This window comes from Janthinobacterium sp. HH106 (assembly GCF_001758725.1).
Lineage (GTDB): Bacteria > Pseudomonadota > Gammaproteobacteria > Burkholderiales > Burkholderiaceae_D > Janthinobacterium.
Genome location: NZ_LRIC01000058.1, coordinates 79,492 through 95,653 on the forward strand (window position 1 = coordinate 79,492; position 16,162 = coordinate 95,653).

22 protein-coding genes are annotated in these 16,162 nt (G+C 63.5%); 10 read left to right on the top strand and 12 right to left on the bottom strand.

The window, feature by feature from the left end:
* Positions 1 to 60: 60 nt before the first annotated feature.
* The gene (locus JAB8_RS22420; RefSeq protein ID WP_070291474.1) at positions 61 to 681 is read right to left on the bottom strand and encodes a TetR/AcrR family transcriptional regulator; all 621 of its coding nucleotides are present in this window, start codon (positions 679 to 681) and stop codon (positions 61 to 63) included.
* A gap of 94 nt (positions 682 to 775) precedes the next feature.
* On the opposite strand from JAB8_RS22420, the gene JAB8_RS22425 reads away from it, so the two are divergent.
* Complete coding sequence (locus JAB8_RS22425; protein WP_070291475.1) at positions 776 to 2,251, top strand: efflux transporter outer membrane subunit; 1,476 nt, start codon at positions 776 to 778, stop codon at positions 2,249 to 2,251.
* A gap of 220 nt (positions 2,252 to 2,471) precedes the next feature.
* Here JAB8_RS22425 and JAB8_RS22430 read toward each other — a convergent pair whose 3' ends face one another.
* Positions 2,472 to 2,867, bottom strand: a complete 396-nt coding sequence (locus JAB8_RS22430) for a helix-turn-helix domain-containing protein (RefSeq protein ID WP_070291514.1) — start codon at positions 2,865 to 2,867, stop codon at positions 2,472 to 2,474.
* A 162-nt stretch (positions 2,868 to 3,029) separates the two neighbouring features.
* Here JAB8_RS22430 and JAB8_RS22435 point away from each other — a divergent pair, with 162 nt between their 5' ends.
* From JAB8_RS22435 to JAB8_RS22450, 4 genes are all read left to right on the top strand, one after another.
* Positions 3,030 to 3,602: an NAD(P)H-dependent oxidoreductase gene (locus JAB8_RS22435; protein WP_070291476.1), complete on the top strand. Its 573-nt coding sequence runs from the start codon at positions 3,030 to 3,032 to the stop codon at positions 3,600 to 3,602.
* Between the two features lie 121 nt (positions 3,603 to 3,723).
* A complete protein-coding gene (locus tag JAB8_RS22440) occupies positions 3,724 to 4,011 on the top strand; it encodes a putative quinol monooxygenase (RefSeq protein WP_070291477.1) in 288 nt (95 codons plus the stop codon).
* 124 nt (positions 4,012 to 4,135) lie between these two features.
* Positions 4,136 to 4,663 (top strand): hypothetical protein, encoded by a 528-nt coding sequence (locus tag JAB8_RS22445; RefSeq protein WP_254679572.1) that lies wholly within the window; start codon positions 4,136 to 4,138, stop codon positions 4,661 to 4,663.
* Positions 4,663 to 4,998, top strand: a complete 336-nt coding sequence (locus JAB8_RS22450) for a hypothetical protein (RefSeq protein WP_070291478.1) — start codon at positions 4,663 to 4,665, stop codon at positions 4,996 to 4,998. The genes JAB8_RS22445 and JAB8_RS22450 overlap by 1 nt, the downstream gene beginning before the upstream one ends.
* On the opposite strand, the gene JAB8_RS29245 is transcribed toward JAB8_RS22450, so the two are convergent.
* Both JAB8_RS29245 and JAB8_RS29250 read right to left on the bottom strand, forming a co-directional pair.
* Positions 4,953 to 5,249, bottom strand: a complete 297-nt coding sequence (locus JAB8_RS29245) for a hypothetical protein (protein ID WP_070218501.1) — start codon at positions 5,247 to 5,249, stop codon at positions 4,953 to 4,955. The two genes, JAB8_RS22450 and JAB8_RS29245, sit on opposite strands and share 46 nt — an antisense overlap.
* Before the next feature lie 74 nt (positions 5,250 to 5,323).
* A complete protein-coding gene (locus JAB8_RS29250; protein ID WP_139143142.1) occupies positions 5,324 to 5,809 on the bottom strand; it encodes a hypothetical protein in 486 nt (161 codons plus the stop codon).
* A 360-nt stretch (positions 5,810 to 6,169) separates the two neighbouring features.
* On the opposite strand from JAB8_RS29250, the gene JAB8_RS22460 reads away from it, so the two are divergent.
* Entirely contained in the window at positions 6,170 to 6,430 is a 261-nt protein-coding gene (locus tag JAB8_RS22460; protein ID WP_070218503.1) for a hypothetical protein, read from the top strand.
* 135 nt (positions 6,431 to 6,565) lie between these two features.
* On the opposite strand, the gene JAB8_RS22465 is transcribed toward JAB8_RS22460, so the two are convergent.
* From JAB8_RS22465 to folE2, 6 genes are all read right to left on the bottom strand, one after another.
* Positions 6,566 to 8,104, bottom strand: coding sequence for a cryptochrome/photolyase family protein (locus tag JAB8_RS22465; protein ID WP_070291479.1), 1,539 nt, complete (start codon positions 8,102 to 8,104; stop codon positions 6,566 to 6,568).
* A 31-nt stretch (positions 8,105 to 8,135) separates the two neighbouring features.
* A complete protein-coding gene (locus JAB8_RS22470; RefSeq protein ID WP_070291480.1) occupies positions 8,136 to 10,586 on the bottom strand; it encodes a transglycosylase domain-containing protein in 2,451 nt (816 codons plus the stop codon).
* Between the two features lie 74 nt (positions 10,587 to 10,660).
* Complete coding sequence (locus JAB8_RS22475) at positions 10,661 to 11,056, bottom strand: hypothetical protein (RefSeq protein ID WP_083287869.1); 396 nt, start codon at positions 11,054 to 11,056, stop codon at positions 10,661 to 10,663.
* Positions 11,053 to 11,871: a class D beta-lactamase gene (blaOXA, locus tag JAB8_RS22480; RefSeq protein ID WP_070218506.1), complete on the bottom strand. Its 819-nt coding sequence runs from the start codon at positions 11,869 to 11,871 to the stop codon at positions 11,053 to 11,055. The genes JAB8_RS22475 and blaOXA overlap by 4 nt, the downstream gene beginning before the upstream one ends.
* Before the next feature lie 86 nt (positions 11,872 to 11,957).
* Positions 11,958 to 12,125: a hypothetical protein gene (locus JAB8_RS29595; protein ID WP_175445233.1), complete on the bottom strand. Its 168-nt coding sequence runs from the start codon at positions 12,123 to 12,125 to the stop codon at positions 11,958 to 11,960.
* A 33-nt stretch (positions 12,126 to 12,158) separates the two neighbouring features.
* The gene (folE2, locus tag JAB8_RS22485; RefSeq protein WP_070291481.1) at positions 12,159 to 13,070 is read right to left on the bottom strand and encodes a GTP cyclohydrolase FolE2; all 912 of its coding nucleotides are present in this window, start codon (positions 13,068 to 13,070) and stop codon (positions 12,159 to 12,161) included.
* A gap of 127 nt (positions 13,071 to 13,197) precedes the next feature.
* Between folE2 and JAB8_RS22490 the strand changes: the two genes are divergently transcribed.
* Genes JAB8_RS22490 through JAB8_RS22500 form a run of 3 tightly spaced genes read left to right on the top strand, consistent with a single transcriptional unit; the run spans position 13,198 to position 14,277 of the window.
* Complete coding sequence (locus tag JAB8_RS22490; RefSeq protein WP_070291482.1) at positions 13,198 to 13,530, top strand: winged helix-turn-helix domain-containing protein; 333 nt, start codon at positions 13,198 to 13,200, stop codon at positions 13,528 to 13,530.
* 21 nt (positions 13,531 to 13,551) lie between these two features.
* Positions 13,552 to 13,809, top strand: a complete 258-nt coding sequence (locus JAB8_RS22495) for a hypothetical protein (RefSeq protein WP_070291483.1) — start codon at positions 13,552 to 13,554, stop codon at positions 13,807 to 13,809.
* A gap of 36 nt (positions 13,810 to 13,845) precedes the next feature.
* Positions 13,846 to 14,277 (top strand): hypothetical protein, encoded by a 432-nt coding sequence (locus tag JAB8_RS22500; RefSeq protein WP_070291484.1) that lies wholly within the window; start codon positions 13,846 to 13,848, stop codon positions 14,275 to 14,277.
* Here JAB8_RS22500 and alkB read toward each other — a convergent pair.
* Complete coding sequence (alkB, locus tag JAB8_RS22505) at positions 14,249 to 14,911, bottom strand: DNA oxidative demethylase AlkB (protein WP_070291485.1); 663 nt, start codon at positions 14,909 to 14,911, stop codon at positions 14,249 to 14,251. The two genes, JAB8_RS22500 and alkB, sit on opposite strands and share 29 nt — an antisense overlap.
* A gap of 83 nt (positions 14,912 to 14,994) precedes the next feature.
* On the opposite strand from alkB, the gene JAB8_RS22510 reads away from it, so the two are divergent.
* Complete coding sequence (locus tag JAB8_RS22510; protein WP_070218512.1) at positions 14,995 to 15,465, top strand: heme-degrading domain-containing protein; 471 nt, start codon at positions 14,995 to 14,997, stop codon at positions 15,463 to 15,465.
* Here the strand turns inward: JAB8_RS22510 and JAB8_RS22515 are convergent, their stop codons facing one another.
* On the bottom strand, positions 15,466 to 16,158 hold the full coding sequence (locus JAB8_RS22515; RefSeq protein ID WP_070218513.1) for an amino acid racemase: 693 nt from the start codon (positions 16,156 to 16,158) through the stop codon (positions 15,466 to 15,468).
* Positions 16,159 to 16,162 lie beyond the last annotated feature (4 nt).

Below are 16,162 nucleotides of genomic sequence, written 5' to 3' on the forward strand. Positions count from 1 at the left end.
CAGGGTTCTCATTCTGGTACTAGTGACCAAATAAGTCAATGGTCACAAATTAGTGCAAAACTATGGCGACAGGCTGCGCAACACCAGGCTGGACAGTTGCAGCACCGCCGTTTCGCTGCTGTCGACGCTGTGCTGCAGCAGCAAGGGATTGACGTAGGGGCGCATCACCAGATAGATCGCGCTGGCCGTTTCGTCGAGCGGCGTCTTGCGTTCAAAGTCGCCCGTCTTGCGTCCCTGCTGCAAGATATCCTGCAGCAAGGCGCCCATGGCCAGCTCGTAGGCCTGCACGGCAGGCCAGCGCCCGGTGGCGGCCGAGGCGGCGATGTCGTACAGCTTGCGGTCCTGGAAAAACAGCCGCAAGCTGGCCTCGACGCTGGCCCGGAACATGCGCCGCAGCTGCTCCGGCGGCTGGCCGGCCGCCGCCACCGCGTTTCTCACCTCGGTTTCGATCTGGCGCAGGCAGCTGGCGCAGATATGCTCGCCGATGGCTTGCTTGGATTCGAAGAATTTATAGATATAGGCCTTGGAAAAGCCGATCGCCCTGGCCAGGTCGGAGACCGTCGTCTTTTCATAGCCGTAGCGGCTGAAGTAATCGGTGGCGGCGGCAACGATCTGGTCGCGCACGTCGTGGCCGGCCGGGCCGCGCGCAGGGCTTGGTGTGTCGGGTGTGATGGAATTCATGGCGACAGCTTAACGCGCCGCGACGGAATGCACAATAAGTGACCAATATGTATTATAGTCACACATTATTTCTTTTTTGAACTGGAAGACCACCATGCCACTGCCACGCCTGCGCCTCCCCTTTCTGCTGATCGCCGCCGGCCTGGCCGCCACCGGCTGCACTGCTGGCCTGGACTACCGCCGGCCCGAAGCGCCGCTAGCGGCGCAGTATCTGCACCAGGCGGCGCTCGGCGCGCGCCAGGACGCGGACGCCGCCGAACTGCGGCAGTGGTGGACAGCGTTCGGCGATCCGCGCCTGACCCGTCTGGTAACGGTGGCGCTGGCGCAAAACCTCGACCTGGAGCAGGCGCAGGCCAGGGTCAGGCAGGCGCGCGCCGCCACCGGGGCGGCAGACGCCGCGCTGCTGCCGTCGGCCAGCATTGGCGGTCAGGCGGCGCGCGCCTACCAGTCGGTGCAAACGCCGCTGGGCAAGGTCTTGAACGCCACGCCAGGCCATGACCGCGCCGGCAGCGCGCGGGAATTGAACCTGCAGGCGTCGTGGGAACTCGACCTGTTCGGCGGCCTGCGCCGCGAACGTGAAGCGGCGCGCGCCGATTACGAGGCCAGCGAGGCTGGATGGGCCGCAACGCGCCTGGCCGTGGCGGCGCAAACGGCGGACCTTTACCTGTCCATCCAGGGTCTGCAGGCGCGGCTCGACCTCGCACGCCGGCAGGTCGACACCGACGCGGCGCTGCTGGAACTCGCCACGCTGCTATACGACAAGGGATTGGCGAACGAGCCGGCCCTGCGGCAGGCCGAAGCATCGCTGGCGCAGGCGCGCGCCGCCGTGCCCGGCCTGGACACGGCGCGCGAGGTGGCGCTGCATGCGCTCGACGTGATGCTGGGCGCGGCACCCGGCACCTACGGCGATGAAATGGCCGCCGCCGGCGTGATGGCGCGCGCGCCGCGTATCACGGCCGGCGGCTCGCCAGGCGAACTGCTGCGGCGCCGGCCCGACCTGATCGCCGCCGAGCGGCGCCTGGCCGCCGCCAGCGCGCGCACCGGCGCGGCCGTTGCCGAGTACTACCCGAAATTCAATTTTGGCGCCTTGTTTGGCAGCGCCACGGCCGGCGGCACCCTGTTCGGCAGCGGCTCCGGCCAGGCCGCCGGCATGCTGGGCCTGCGCTGGCGCCTGTTCGATTTCGGCCGCATCGATGCGCAGATCGAGGCTTCGCGTGGCCAGGAAGCCGAGCTGCTGGCGGCCTACCGGCTCGCCGCGCTGCATGCTGCCGAAGACGTGGAAAACGCCTGTTCGGCTCTGCTGCGCCATGAAGAACAGGCCACTCTACAGGCGCATGGCGTAGAGGCGCTTGAGCGCGCCCGCGCCGCTTCGCTGGCAGCCTACGAGAAAGGCGTCACCAGCCGGCTTGATCTACTGCAGGCCGATACGAGGCTGCTGCGTGCAAGGGACGCGCGCGCGCAGGCGCAAACGGCGTCGGCGCGCGCGGCAGTCGCCGCCTACCGGGCGCTGGGCGGCGGCTGGCAGGCGCCGCAGGCCGGGGCCGAGGCGGTCGCCGCCAGGTCAATGTGATGGCGGCCCGAGCCACAGCCGCCGTGCCCTCGGTGTTCCACCGCCGTTTGATGCAGGTGGTGGAACAGTAGGAAATCCGCGCCCGCCCGGATGCGCGCAGCATCGAAATCTGCTACAAGCCCGGTAATACCAACGCGAAACAGTTCTATGCCAGCATGGGTTTCGTGGAAAAAGGCATGGATGCGGATGGCAATGACATGCTGGCAGTGATCGAACTAAGCTAGCTGCCTGGCGTCGCGCCCGCATCGGCCCTGGCATCGAACGCCAGCCGTGCCGCATCGATGGCGTCGCGGTGGCCGTAGGCCCAGGCGCCCAGCGCGCTGATGGGAATCAATAGCGAACGCCCCAGGTCCGTCAGCGCATAGTCGACGCGCGGCGGCACGGTGGGAAACACCGTGCGCGTGACGAGACCGTCGCGCTCCAGGCCGCGCAGGGTCAAAGTCAGCATGCGCTGCGAAATGCCGCCGATCAGGCGGCGCATCTCGTTGAAGCGCTTGGTGCCATTGCCCAGCAACATCACCACCATCACGCTCCATTTGTCGCCCACGCGGGTCAGGATATCCGTGATCGGGCGGCACGAGTCCGCCACGCCCGCATGGCCGCCATGGTCGCGCATGCGCTTTTCCAGCTCGGCCCCGCGCGCGGCCACCTCGCTCATGGCCACATCCGTGTGCCCCAGTGTGGAAAAAGTGCCTTCTTGTGCGTTCATTTGATAGTCACTATATTTAACCCGGTTACAAAAACATACCACCCGATCATACCATCCAAGAAGGCAACCATGAACATCCTGCATATCGATTCCAGCGTCCTTGGCGAGCATTCCGTCAGCCGCCAACTGAGCGCCGCCATCGTGGCCCGCCTGCAAGCGGCCGCGCCCGGCGCCACCGTCCACTACCGCGACCTGGCCGCCCAGCCCCTGCCGCAATTTACGGCCGCACCCGGTGCCGCCGAGGGGGCAATCCTTGCCGCCGCGCTGGAGCAAGTGCTGGCCGCCGACGTCATCGTCATCGGCGCGCCCATGTACAACTTCGCCATCCCCAGCCAGCTCAAATCGTGGCTCGACGCGCTGGCCGTGCCCGGCAAGACCTTCCAGTACGGCGCCAATGGCCCGGAAGGCTTGCTGGGAGCCAAGCGCGTGATCATCGCCTCGACGCGCGGCGGCTACTACGGCGCCGACACGCCGATGGCCGCCCTGGAACACCAGGAAAGCCATCTGCGCGCCTTCCTCGGCTTTCTCGGCATCCAGCAGATCGAGATCGTGCGCGCCGAAGGCGTCAAGGTCAGCGACGCGGCCAGGGCGCAGGCCATGACAGCGGCCTTCGAGCAGATCGGCGCGCTGCAGGCGGCGTAGGTTCAGCTTGATTCTCTGGCTGCGGCGGAAACTGTTTCGGCGCAGCCAGACTGGGCATGGCGGACAAGAAAGGGCAAGATGCGCTAAGCTGCATCCGCCCCACCACTTTACAAGGACCACCATGACCCTGACCGTCGTCGCCACCATCGATGCCCAACCTCAACATATCGACGCCGTGCGCGCCGCCCTGGAAGCCGTCGTGCCGCCGAGCCGCGCGGAAAGCGGCTGCCTGCGCTACGAACTGCACCTCGACAACAAGATTCCCACGCGCTTCATCATACTGGAAGAATGGACGAACAACGCGGCCCTGACGGCGCACTACGCGATGCCCCACTTCCACGCACTCGTGGCCGCCACCGAGGGCAAGGTCGTCAAGATCGACGTGGCGGAATTGAGCAAGCTGAAGTAACAAGCGGCGCGCTGCGCAAGCGCGCGGCCATCTTGGCAAGTTACCATCTATAATATGGCAACTTTTCTTTATGGCCATCATGATTCCATTTTCCTGCCTACGCGGCGCCGCAGCGGCAGCCGCCTTGACTCTCTGCGCCGGCGCCTTCGCCCAAGCTCCCCTTCCCCTGACCAAGCTGGTGGGCGAATACAATCTGCTCTCGTCGAAGACCGTGCCGCCCAGTAACTGGGGCTATTCCAAGGGACGCATCTCGGTCAAGCAACTCGATGAGGATCACCTGCTGATCGTCCTGTCCTGCGAGTGGAAACGCGAGCCGAAGGCCGTCTGCGGCGATTATTTCTATGCCCAGTGGCGCGACGACGGCCTGTACCTGCAGGACATGAACACGTTTGCCATGCGCCTGTACTTCGATCCCGCCACGCGCAAGCTCACCATCATTTCGCGCGGCGCCGACGCCAAGCAAAGCGTGCGCCACGAAGTGTTCGGCACGACGACCGAACCGCTGGTCGATACCGCCCTCGTGCGGCGCATGAAGCGCGAGCAATCGAATGCCGACAGCAAGGAAAACCGGCGCGTGTTCGGCCCCTACACCAAGTGGACCTACCAGGAAAACCGCATCGAATTCCAGCGCCAGGACTTGACGGCGCCGTGATGCAACGGCTGAGCCAGCCCCTGCGGCGCCAGCTGCTGCGCGTCGCCGGCGTCCTGCTGTGCTCGCCCGTGCTTGCGCGCGCGGCAGACAACGACCTGCCCCGCGCCGTGCGCCAGCGCATCCTGTCCACACTAGACTCTCTGCTGCCCAAGGTGCTCAATGTGCACGATCCGGCGCTGATGCGGCGTTTCAATATCGGCTGGTCGCCCGTGGAAAGCGGCGGCCGCACGCCATGCAAGCAGGAATCTGTTCCAGCGATGACCCGGCACAGCAGCTTATTCCCGTGCTGTCAATCCGATTCGGCGCCTGTCTCGCTCAACCTCGACGGGGGATGATGGGCAGGCCCTTTTTCGAGTCCGATCATTTTGGGCGGCGATGGATCTTTTCTGCGCTCGCAGACCAATACGCGCAATGCGACAGATAGCGGCACGCCATTTGTATGCAAGTATTTTGCTGCCACGGCCGTGCCAAGCATTTCCTGAAAAATAATCGCCACATCAATTTTTTGTGCTGTCAATGCATCGATCCGCCTGGGATGATCCGGCTCCACCTGCACGGGGCCGCCGATGTAATTTTTAGTCACCATGTCAATTCATGTCAAGTAGAGGGACAAGCACCGCATGCTCCCGCTTCGGGCTACCGCAATTCGGCAGGCCGCCTTTATTGATACTCTTCCGGTCTCTTGCGTATCTCCGCCCTTACTCTGTGCATACGGCTTCGCACTGTTCCCATTCGGTACGCCATCTTTATCGCAATTTCGCCATCGCCCATACCTTCATCCTCACGCAACAATAATGCCTTTCCCAGGGAAGGCAGGAAATGGGCGATAAAAAGAACGATGTTCATTCCAGTTTCCATTGCACCGAAAATCTCTTCTTCATGAAAAATATTCAACGCATCAATTGCACAATCTACGCCGCCAATTAAACCATCAGAACCTGATTTAATTCTGCCGGCATTGCAATAATGGGTTTTATAGCATTCACGGCCATTAACAATCTGAACCATACCATCAATATATTTCTCACGATGAATATATTGGCGCGGAAAATATCGTATGCGGATACGCCATCTGCTATACGGCACCTCAAATATCTCTTCGGCACCCGCACAAAAAATTTTCCAAAAATAACTTTCATTTCCCATGAGCATGCTTCACTCGGCGAAGCCAGAGTTGAGCCATATCCTAACAGCAAGAATACCTCCTCAAATTAATACGCAGAAAACATTGATTTATATCAATATAAGAAATACAAGATAATAAATATTGCAAAACATATAAACACATATCCATCGGGAAACAATTAACCTGAAACTGTTTCTGCGATGTGCAAAAATAACGCCGCTCCATGGTTGAACTTTAATTTATTAAAAATAATAAATATTTCTTTATGGAAAATTTTTATAATGCCGTCTTCTTTGTTACATTCGCCTTCGTGCGCGATGGAAATTTTTTATGTAGTAATATTTAAAAAAATTTCAAAGCATTTTGGGTGAGCATTTCCAATGACAAAAAAGACAAGCACTTCCTACGTCATCGAGTTTACGCAACGAACGACGCGAGTGTTGAGGTCGCTCAATGTGAAGTCTGGAAGAGTGAAGATTGATATCAAAGATACGGCGATGCCGTTCGACACGCGAATAGTCGATGCCTGGGTCAACATCGAAGACGGCGTCCTGTGGCTGGAGCATGAAACGGGAGAAGACTATACGGTGAGAATCAGGCTTGCCACAGTGCTGCGCTGGTCACGTCAACCAAAATGGTAGGCAGCCTGCCGCCACCGCTCGGCAGTTTTTCGGGCCTTGCCCGCTACCGTTTCCCATAACATGAGGAAATCCTGAGTCCCGGCTCCATCGTCCGGTTGGACATCCACCGTGGGAAACAGACCACATTGCCCTGCGTTACAAGGAATCGAGCCTGTCCAGCATGGCGGCCGCCTGCTGGCGGAAAGCGACGATTGTTTCCTCGTCCATCTTCTCCAGCTGGCGATACGCCATGCCGATGCGGGGATTGCGCTCCAGCGTATCGGCGTTGCGGTGGAAAAAATCCCAGTACAGGGCATTGAACGGGCAGGCACGCTCGCCGGTGCGCGCCTTCTTGTCGTAATGGCAGCCCTTGCAGTAATCGCCCATGCGGTCGATATACGCGGCACTGGAGACATACGGCTTGGTGGCCAGCAGGCCGCCATCGGCGAACTGGCTCATGCCGACGGTATTGGGCAGCTCCACCCATTCGAAGGCGTCGATGTAGATGCCCAGGTACCAGCCATGCACTTCGGCGGGATCGAGGCCGGCCAGCAGCGCGAAGTTGCCGATCACCATCAGGCGCTGGATATGATGCGCATGGGCCTGCTCCAGCGACTGCGTGATCGCCTGCGACAAACAATGCATCTTCGTCTTGCCGTCCCAGAACCAGGATGGCAGCGGACGCACATGGCCAAAAAAATTCTTCTCGGCATACCCGGGCATCTGCGCCCAGTAGACGCCGCGCACATATTCGCGCCAGCCCAGTATCTGGCGGATGAAGCCCTCGACCGCGGCCAGGGGAGCATGGCCGGCGTGATAGGCGGCCTGCGCCCTGTCGACGACTTCGCGCGGGTTGAGCATTTTCACGTTCAGCGCGAACGACAGCAGGGAGTGGAACAAGCGCCAGGCCTTGCTGCTCATGGCATCCTGGAAATCGCCAAAATGCGGCAAGGCCCGCTCGATGAAGGCATCGAGCTGCTGCAGCGCCTCATCCCGGTTCAGCGCCCAGGCCAGCCGGTCCGCACGGGGCGCGCCGAAGCTCTTCACGCCGGCGGCGCCGATGCTTTCCCATAGACGGGAATGGTCATGCACGGTGCGCGGGTCTTGCGGCTCGGCGGGCGTGCCGCGCCAGGGCTTGCGGTTATCGTGATCGAAATTCCACTGGCCGCCGACGGGTTTTTTCGCGTCTTCCATCAACACCTGATGCGCGCTGCGCATCTGGCGGTAGAAAAACTCCATCAGCCACTGCTTGCGCCCGGCGAAAATATCGGCCGCCTCGTGGCGGGCCGTATAGAAATGCTCGCTGTCGACCATCAGCCACGGGATGGCCGAGCGCCGTCCGGCCTGGTAGAGCTGCTGGTCGAGGCGCCACTCGTCGGGCGCCTGGTATTCGACGGCGCCGGCGTCATAGTGGCGAATCAGCGCTTCGATATTCTCTGGTATCGAGCGCGTGCTTTCCGCGTCGTCGATGGCGATGTAATGCACGGTGTGGCCCGCTTCGCGCAGCTGGCGCGCAAAGTCGCGCATGGCAGCGAAGATGGCCAGGATTTTCTGCGCATGGTGCAGCACATAATCGGTTTCTTGCCGCACTTCCATCAAGACATAGATGGTGGCGTCATCGACGTCGGTAAACCAGCGGTGCTGCGTATTGAGCTGGTCACCGAGGATCAGGCGCAAGGTGGGCTTCGGTGTCATTATTGTCCTGTATCAAATAACATCGTGGCCGCTAGCCTTGCGGCATTGGCTGCGGCGCCGGGACGGGCGCGGGAGCCGGTTCCGGCACCGCCTTGCCATGCGCTTCCTGCCCGCCCTCTTCCGCCGGCACGGCCAGCGGCGCGGGCGGCGCGCCTTCCTGCAGCAGATCGCCCGGCTCTTCCACCGGTTCATCCTGCGGTTCCTCGACGGGTTCCACGTGGCGCAGCGGCGGCGGTGGCTTGCCGCCGGGGAAGATGGCGTCGCGCGCGATTTTGCCCGTGTCGAGCGCCGTCTTGAAGAAGTCGCCCACCACCAGCACGGCGTTGTGGCCGCCCTGGCCCCAGTAATTGCTGCGCATGGTGACGCGCGCGTCGTTGAAACCCACCCAGGCGCCGCCGACGAGTTGCGGGTGCATCAGGATGAACCAGCCGTCCGCATTGTTTTGCGTGGTGCCGCTCTTGCCGGCCACGTCGGAACGGATGCCGAAGCGGCTGCGGATGGCCGTGCCCGTGCCCCGGTCGATGACGCCGCGCATCATGTCCGTCAGGGTGGCGGCCGATTCGGCCTGCATGGCGCGCTTGGGCTTGTCTTCGCCGAAGCGGGCAATGACCTTGCCTTCGCGGTCCGTGATGTGCGTGACGACGAACGGCAGACGGGCTTCGCCCTGGGCCGCGATGCTGGCGTAGGCGTTGACCATTTCCAATAAGGTGACGGGACTGGTACCCAGCGCCAAGGACGGCACTTTTTCCAGCTTGCTGTCGCGGATGCCGAGCGCGCGCGCCAGCTTGATGATCGGCGGCAAGCCGACGTCCTGCATCACTTGCGCCGTGATCGTGTTCTTTGAATAAACAAGACCGTCGCGCATGGTCATGTCGCGGCCCGTCGTGCCGCTCATGTCCGTCGGGCGCCATTTGGTGCCGTCGGCCGCCTTGATGTCCATCACGGCATCGCGGTAGACGTGCTCAGGGCTTAAGCCCTTTTCCAGCGCCGCGCCGTACACGATGGGTTTGAAGGTGGAACCGGGCTGGCGCGCCGCCTGCGACACGTGGTCGAACTGTTCGCGCGCAAAGTCTCGGCTGCCCACCCAGGCGCGCACGGCGCCCGTGGCCGGGTCCATGGCCGCAAAGCCCGCTTCCAGCCGCGTCTTCGACTTGCGCAGGGCCGCCATGAAGGCGCGGTCGCCCTTCAGCTGCGCCAGCGCCGCTTCGGGCGTGCCGCCGGCCGCCGTCAGCTTGCGGTAGTCGGCGGACTCGCGCACGAAGGCGTCCAGCAGCGCCGGATGCGATTTCCAGAAATAATCGAAGGGCACGCTGCCGCCCTGCATGCCCGCGTACATGCCCGTCGACGTGGACGACGGCACGCCGGCGCGGCTCCATTCCACGTCGGCAATCGCCTGCAAGGCATTCGCCTGGCGCTCGACGGCGCGCTCGGCCGCCTGCTGCAAATCGTGGTCGAGCGTGGTGTGCACCACCAGCGCATCGAGTTCCAGGTTGTAGTCGTTCTCGTCGGCCCAGTCGATCAGCCACTTGCGCACATAGGCCGTGAAATGGCTGTCCGACTGCGCCCGCTCGCTCTGGCGCTCGAAATGCAGGCGCAACGGTCGCTTGATCAGCTGCTTGTAGCGCGCCTCGTCGATGACGTCGTGCTTGCGCATCTGGCCCAGCACCACGTTGCGCCGCTGCAGGGAGCGTTCGGGATTGCCGACGGGATTGTAGTAATTCGTGCCCTTCAGCATGCCGACCAGGGTGGCGCTTTCCAGGATATCGAGGCGCGCGGCGGGCTTGTCGAAATACGTGCGGGCCGCCATTTCGATGCCGTAGGTGTTATACAGAAAGGGAACCGTGTTCAGGTAGGCTTCCAGGATTTCCGTCTTGCTGTAGGTGGCCTCGATTTTCAGGGCCGTGATCAATTCCTTGAGCTTGCGGTTCAGGTTGCGCGAGCGGCCGATTTCCTCTGGGAACATATTGCGCGCCAGCTGCTGCGTGATGGTGGAACCGCCTTGCGGGTTGCCCCCTGCCGTATGCAGGATGGCGCCGGCCGTGCGCGTGAAGTCGATGCCGTGGTGTGCGTAGAAACGGTGGTCTTCCGTGGAGATCAGCGCGCTGATCACATTCGGCGAAATCTGCTTTAACGTGACCCGCTCCTGCAAGCCCTGGTCGAAGCGGGCAAGTTCCTTGCCATCGGCGCTGACCATGGTGGTCGGCGCGGCCGCGCGCGCCTGGCGCAAGTCGTGGATGCTCGGTGTCAGGGGGAGCAGCAACAGCATGTACAGGATCACCAGCGCCAGCAGGGCCAGAAACGACCATAAGGCCAGCACCAGCGCACGCCGCACGGGCGGCAAGGTCATCAAGTGCGCGTGGCCGCGCCGGTACAGCGCCACTGCCTTGATCCACGCCACTCCCGCCACGCGCACTGCCTGCGCGCGCGCCCGTATGAACGCCTGCCGTGCTTTTTCCTGAAACTGCTCCATGCCTGATGCCATGCTTGTAACCTTGTCTGATGCCGGGGAATCCGTTTCAGCAAGTATATAGGGCGGGCAACAAAGCGGGCCGGAATTTACGCCAGGCAAGCATCGAGGCGCGCCAAGGTGACGCCGACATACGCGCCCACGCAGCGCCCGTCATGCGTCGTAAACGGGTTTTCCAGCTGTAGCAGGCCGCAATCGCAGACGACGGGATCGACCTGGGTCACGATGCCGAGCGCCAGGTAGCGCCAGCCATCGAGGCGCACCAGGCGCTTTTCCCGGCCAGGATTGGCGCGGAAGATGGCGTCCCAGTCATCGATTTCGCTGGCCATGGGCCACAGTTCGAGCTGGACTTGCGTGCCGGCGGCCAGTTGCCCGCCGCCGAACTCGTCCATCACGTGCAGGCGCTGGCCGCCCACCTCGATGACGGCTTCCAGGTACTCGCCCTCGGTAGCGATGAAGGTGGCGGCGACGATGCTGGCCGTCACTTCTGCGCCTGCTCCAGCAGGGCCGGCAATTCCTTCAGCATGGCCTCGCGCGTGCGCAAGCCTGCGGACTGCTGGCCCTTCTGCTCATCCTGCACCAGGCGCGCGAACACGATGCTGCGCCCGCCCTTGCTGGCCCAGCCCACGAACCAGCCGTAGCCATGCGCTTCGTCAAAGCTGCCGTCAGGCTTGCGCGGGAAGGCGGCGCCCGTCTTGCCATGCACTTGCCAGCCGCCCACGTCCGCCAGGCGCGTCAGGCGTCGCGTCTGCTCCATGGCCTGCTTGGTGACGGGCAATTGATCGTTGACCAGTTTGCGCAGGAAACCCAGCTGTTCCAGCGGAGAGATCTTCAGCGAAGAGCTGATCCACGAGCGTTCCAGGCTGTTGTCCTTGCCCGGGTCGCCCGAGACGTCCGCATTGCCGTAGCGCAAAGCCTTGGCGTATTTCTGGAAGCGCTCGGCGCCCAGCGCCTGCGTGATCTGCTGCGAATACCAGACCACCGAGTACTGCATCCAGCGCGACGGGTCCGTATCCTGGCGCCACGCTTCGCCGCCCCAGTCCACATAGCCCTGGCGGAATGGCAAGCTGGGCTTGTGCTCGTCCTTGAGGAAGCCGGCGTCATAGCCCATCAGGCTGAGCGCGATCTTGAACGTGGACGCGGGGGTAACGCGGTCGATGCAATTGCCCTCCTGCAGCAAGACGGCGCCTGTCTTGGCGTCGGCCATGGCGGTGCAGATGGTGGCGGAATGGGCTTGCGAGCCGGCCAGGACGGCGCCTGTCAGGCCGAGGATAAACTGGAACAATGCGCGATATTTCATGGGACTCCGGGGCTGAGGGAGAATGACAAAGCGAAATTGTACCGGGCGGCGCGGCGCGATGCCAGCGCTGATGCAGTGCATGCGCATTAGCGCCCCGCCGGCGCGCCCGGCTGGCGTTCCCGCTTCAAGTGTTCCTCTTCCAGCTCGTCCATGCCCAGCTTCTCCTCGTCGATCAGCGCATGCTCGCGCCGCTCGCGCTCCAGTTCCTCTTCCAGGCTGTCTTCGCCCGGCTCCTGCGTGATGTTCTCCGGCATGCGGTCTTCCTCCACGGTGGTTGAGTGAAAAGTTCAGGCAAGCTGGCCCGCCTGTGCCACGGCATCGTGCGGATGCAGGCTTTCCATATGCCGTACGGTAACACGCGCCTGCGCATGATGCGGCGCCAGCGCCGCCTGCACGCGGCGGGCCGCGTCTTCCACATACATCAGATTAGCACCATTCAAGCGCGCAAACGCCTGTTCGTCCGCCCGCTTCACGGCCGTCTGCAAGGGTGTCGCCAGCGCCGCTTCCACCCGATCGATCAGGGGGAACAGGTCCAGCTCGGCCTGCTGCGTCAATGGCACGGTCACCGTCGCCGTGCTGCGCTGGCTGTGCGGCGTGGCCAGGCTCGCGTGTTCCTGCAGCCAGTCGCTGGCGGCTGCGCCGTCGATGCCGCCTTTGCCGAACTGCGCCGCAAAGGCCTCGGCCAGCAATTGCCGCGCCAGCGCCGCCGAACAGGGACAGGTCGACGAGTAGCCGATCTCCACCGTCAGGGACAGGGCAAAACCCTGCGGAGAAATACTGGCCTGCAGGCGCACGGGATACGATTTCCATCCCGCCAGCCCCGCCGTCAGCAGCGCCGGCTGGCGCCGCAGCACGGGAAACGCCAGCGCGATGCGCGCCTGCGTGCTGCCGCAGTCGGCGTGACTGTCCACCATGCGCCGCAGCACGGCGGCCAGGGCGCCCGCATCGAGCGGCTGCGCGGCGGCAAACGCGTCGAGCAGCAGATACAGGCGCGACATATGGATGCCCTTCACACGCGGATCGGGCAGATCGACGTGCACGTCGGCCCAGGCATGCACTTGCTGCGCCTGCCCGCCCTCTTCCAGCCACAGCGGCAAGGCGATGCCCTGCATACCGACCCATTCCAATGGCAAGGGGTGACCAAGATGGGGGCCGGCCGCCACGTCGGGCAGGGGCGAAGAAAGGGAATCGCGCTTCATGATCAAGGCTCCATATGCAAATAAGTTGCATATCATGGAGAAAAAGCGCCGTATTTGCAAGTATCCTGCATTAATGCGGCGAATGATTTATCTTGACTCGCTAACACATGTCAGATAATGTTGACACATGACAGATACAAATACACCCCGCCCCACCGGCGACCGCTTGCTGGCCATGCTGGCGGCGCTCGACAATCCGCACCGGCTGCGCATCATCGCGGCGCTGGCCAGCGGCGGGCGCAACTACATCAGCCAGCTGGCGCGCGACCTGGGCATCAGCCGGCCCTTGCTGCATTTGCACCTGCAAAAGCTGGAACACGCGGGACTCGTCACCAGCCAGCTGGAACTGTCGCATGACGGCAAGGCCCTTAATTACTTCGAGGCCAGCCCATTTGAATTGCTGCTGACGCCCGCCAGCATCGCCGCCGCGGCGTCCTCGCTCACTTCCAATGCCGATTAATCCTGAACTGTAGAGGTCATCATGTCTGAAAATATCTTTTTCGCCGCCTTCTTCTTCCCCTGCACGGCCGCCGTCATCATCTTCGCCTTCAAATATACGTCCGGCATCGTGCAGGCGCGCGCCCGGCTGGCGCAGGACGGCGCCTACCAGGAACTGGCCAGGTCCATGGCCGCCGCGCAGGCGGAAACGGCAGCGTCGCTGGCCGTATTGAACGCCTCCGTGGCGCAGATCCAGGCGCGCCTGGGCAGCCTGGAGACCATCCTCAAGGAAGTCGAGTAAACCCTGACGCTGCCAACCCACAAGCAGGAGAGCACCATGAATACCGTATCGACCGCCCGTCTGTATGCGCTGCGCGCCATGTATCTGCTGGTTGTCCTGGGGCTGGGCAGCGTGCTGTGGCCCGGCATCGTCACGCCGCACGCGCCGTGGGAACTGGCGCGGGGCACCGTCAACTGCATGCTGGCCGCGTTTTCGCTGCTATGTCTGCTGGGCTTGCGCTATCCGCTGCAGATGCTGCCCCTGCTGCTGTGGGAGGCGCTGTGGAAGACCATCTGGCTGCTGCTCGTGCCGCTGCCGCAATGGCTGAACGGCCAGATCGATCCCGCCACTACGGCAACCACGTTTGAATGCGCGTTCGTGGTGCTGGTCTACCTGGCCATTCCGTGGCGTTATGTGCATGCGCATTACATCGTCAAGCCGGCCACGCCGTGGCGCCAGCTCAGGCAGCCTTGCGAAACGTCAAATTGATGCGCTGCGCGCCCAGCAGCGCGTGTTCGCCCTCCTTCAGCGGCGCCACGCCGTGGAAGCGCAGACGGTCGGCGCCGCCCCACACGACCACGTCGCCATGCAGCAGCGCGATGCGGGCCGCCTTGTCGCTGCGCTCGGCGCCGCCGAACAAAAAGGTGGCGGGCAAACCGAGCGAGACGGAAACGATGGGCGCGTTGAAATCGCATTCGTCGCGGTCCTGGTGCAGGGCCATGCGCGCACCGGGCGCATAGCGGTTGACCAGGCAGGCGTCGGGCGTGAAGCCCGGATAGCCGGCCGCCAGCGCCGCTTGCTGCGCCAGGCACAGGAACACGGGCGGCATGGGCGGCCAGGGTACACCGCTGGCGGGATCGAGCCGCGCATAGCGGTAGCCGCGCCCATCCGTGACCCAGCCCAGGGGGCCGCAATTGCTCATGGCCGCGGACATGCGCAAACCGCCCGGCGTGGCCATGTGGCGCAGGGGCGCGGCCAGCACGATGGCGTCCAGCGCCGGCAGCAGCTCGGGCAGATACGGCAGCGCAAAACGGCGCAGCAGGACCGACGCGGACGAGCCGGGCACCAGCGGCACCGGTCCGGTCGGGACGTCGTCTTCATCGGCAAACAGGGTCAGGTTCATGCCGCCTATTTTAGCCGCATTACACAAAAAGCCCCCACGGTGCGCTACAGTAGCGCTTCCAGCCACTACCACCCGCCTCCACGATGGATCATTACGCCGATTTGCTGCACACCCTGGCGCAGCAGGAAGAATCCCTGCAATTCGAACGCTTCGACAACGACGCGGCGCTGGCCGTGGGCCTGTGGATCGTCGAGGAAGTGCGCAAGCGGGGCAAGGCCGTCACCGTCAACATCACGCGCAACGGCCAGGTGCTGTTCCACCACGCCATGACGGGCGCCACGGCGGACCAGGCGGACTGGATACGCCGCAAAAACAACACGGTGCAGCGCTTTTGCCGCAGCTCCTACTACATGGGCATCTCGTATAAAAGCCGGGGCAGCACCTTCGAAGACGTGAAGTACCTCGATGACATCGAGTACGCGGGCCACGGCGGCGCGTTTCCCCTGCTGATACGCGGCGTGGGACTGGTCGGCACGGTCACCGTGTCCGGCCTGGCGCAGGCGGACGATCACGCGCTGGTGGTGGCGGCCCTGCAGGCGCAGCTGGACAAATAGTCAGGCGTCCAGCGCCCGGCGCAAGGCGGCGCGCGCCAGCAAGCGCGTGGAATCGAGCGTCGGCAGCGGCGAATTGGCGTCGCCGATGATCAGCGGGATTTCCGTGCAGCCAAGGATGACGGCGTCGCAGCCCTGCTCACGCAAGCCGGCGATGACGGCCTGGAAGCGGGTGACGCTTTTCGGCCGGATCACGCCCGGCACCAGTTCTTCCATGATGATGCGGTTGATTTCGCTGCGCTCGTCTTCGCCCGGCCGCACACAATCGATGCCGCGCGCGGCCAGCCTGTCCGGATACACGGCGCTGTCGACCAGCCAGCGCGTGCCCGTCAATCCCACGCGCTGGTAGCCGCGCGCGGCCGCCTCGCTGGCCACCACATCGGCGATATGCAGCCAGGGCAGCGGCGAGCGAGGTGCCACCAGCGCGAATGCCTGGTGGATGGTGTTGTCGGGGCAGATCAGGAAATCGGCGCCCGCCGCGGCAAGCTTGTGCGCCGACGCCAGCATCAGTTCGGCCACGCCGGCCAGGTCGCCCGCATTCAGGCAAGCCACATAGCGCGCCAGCGGCGGCGTGTGCAGCGTGACTTCCGGATGTTCATACGCTCCCAGCGCATGCGCGCCCTCTTCGCAAATCGTGCGGTAGCACAGGGCCGCGCCTTCGGCCGAGCAGCCGACGATGCCGATATGTTTGCTCATGATC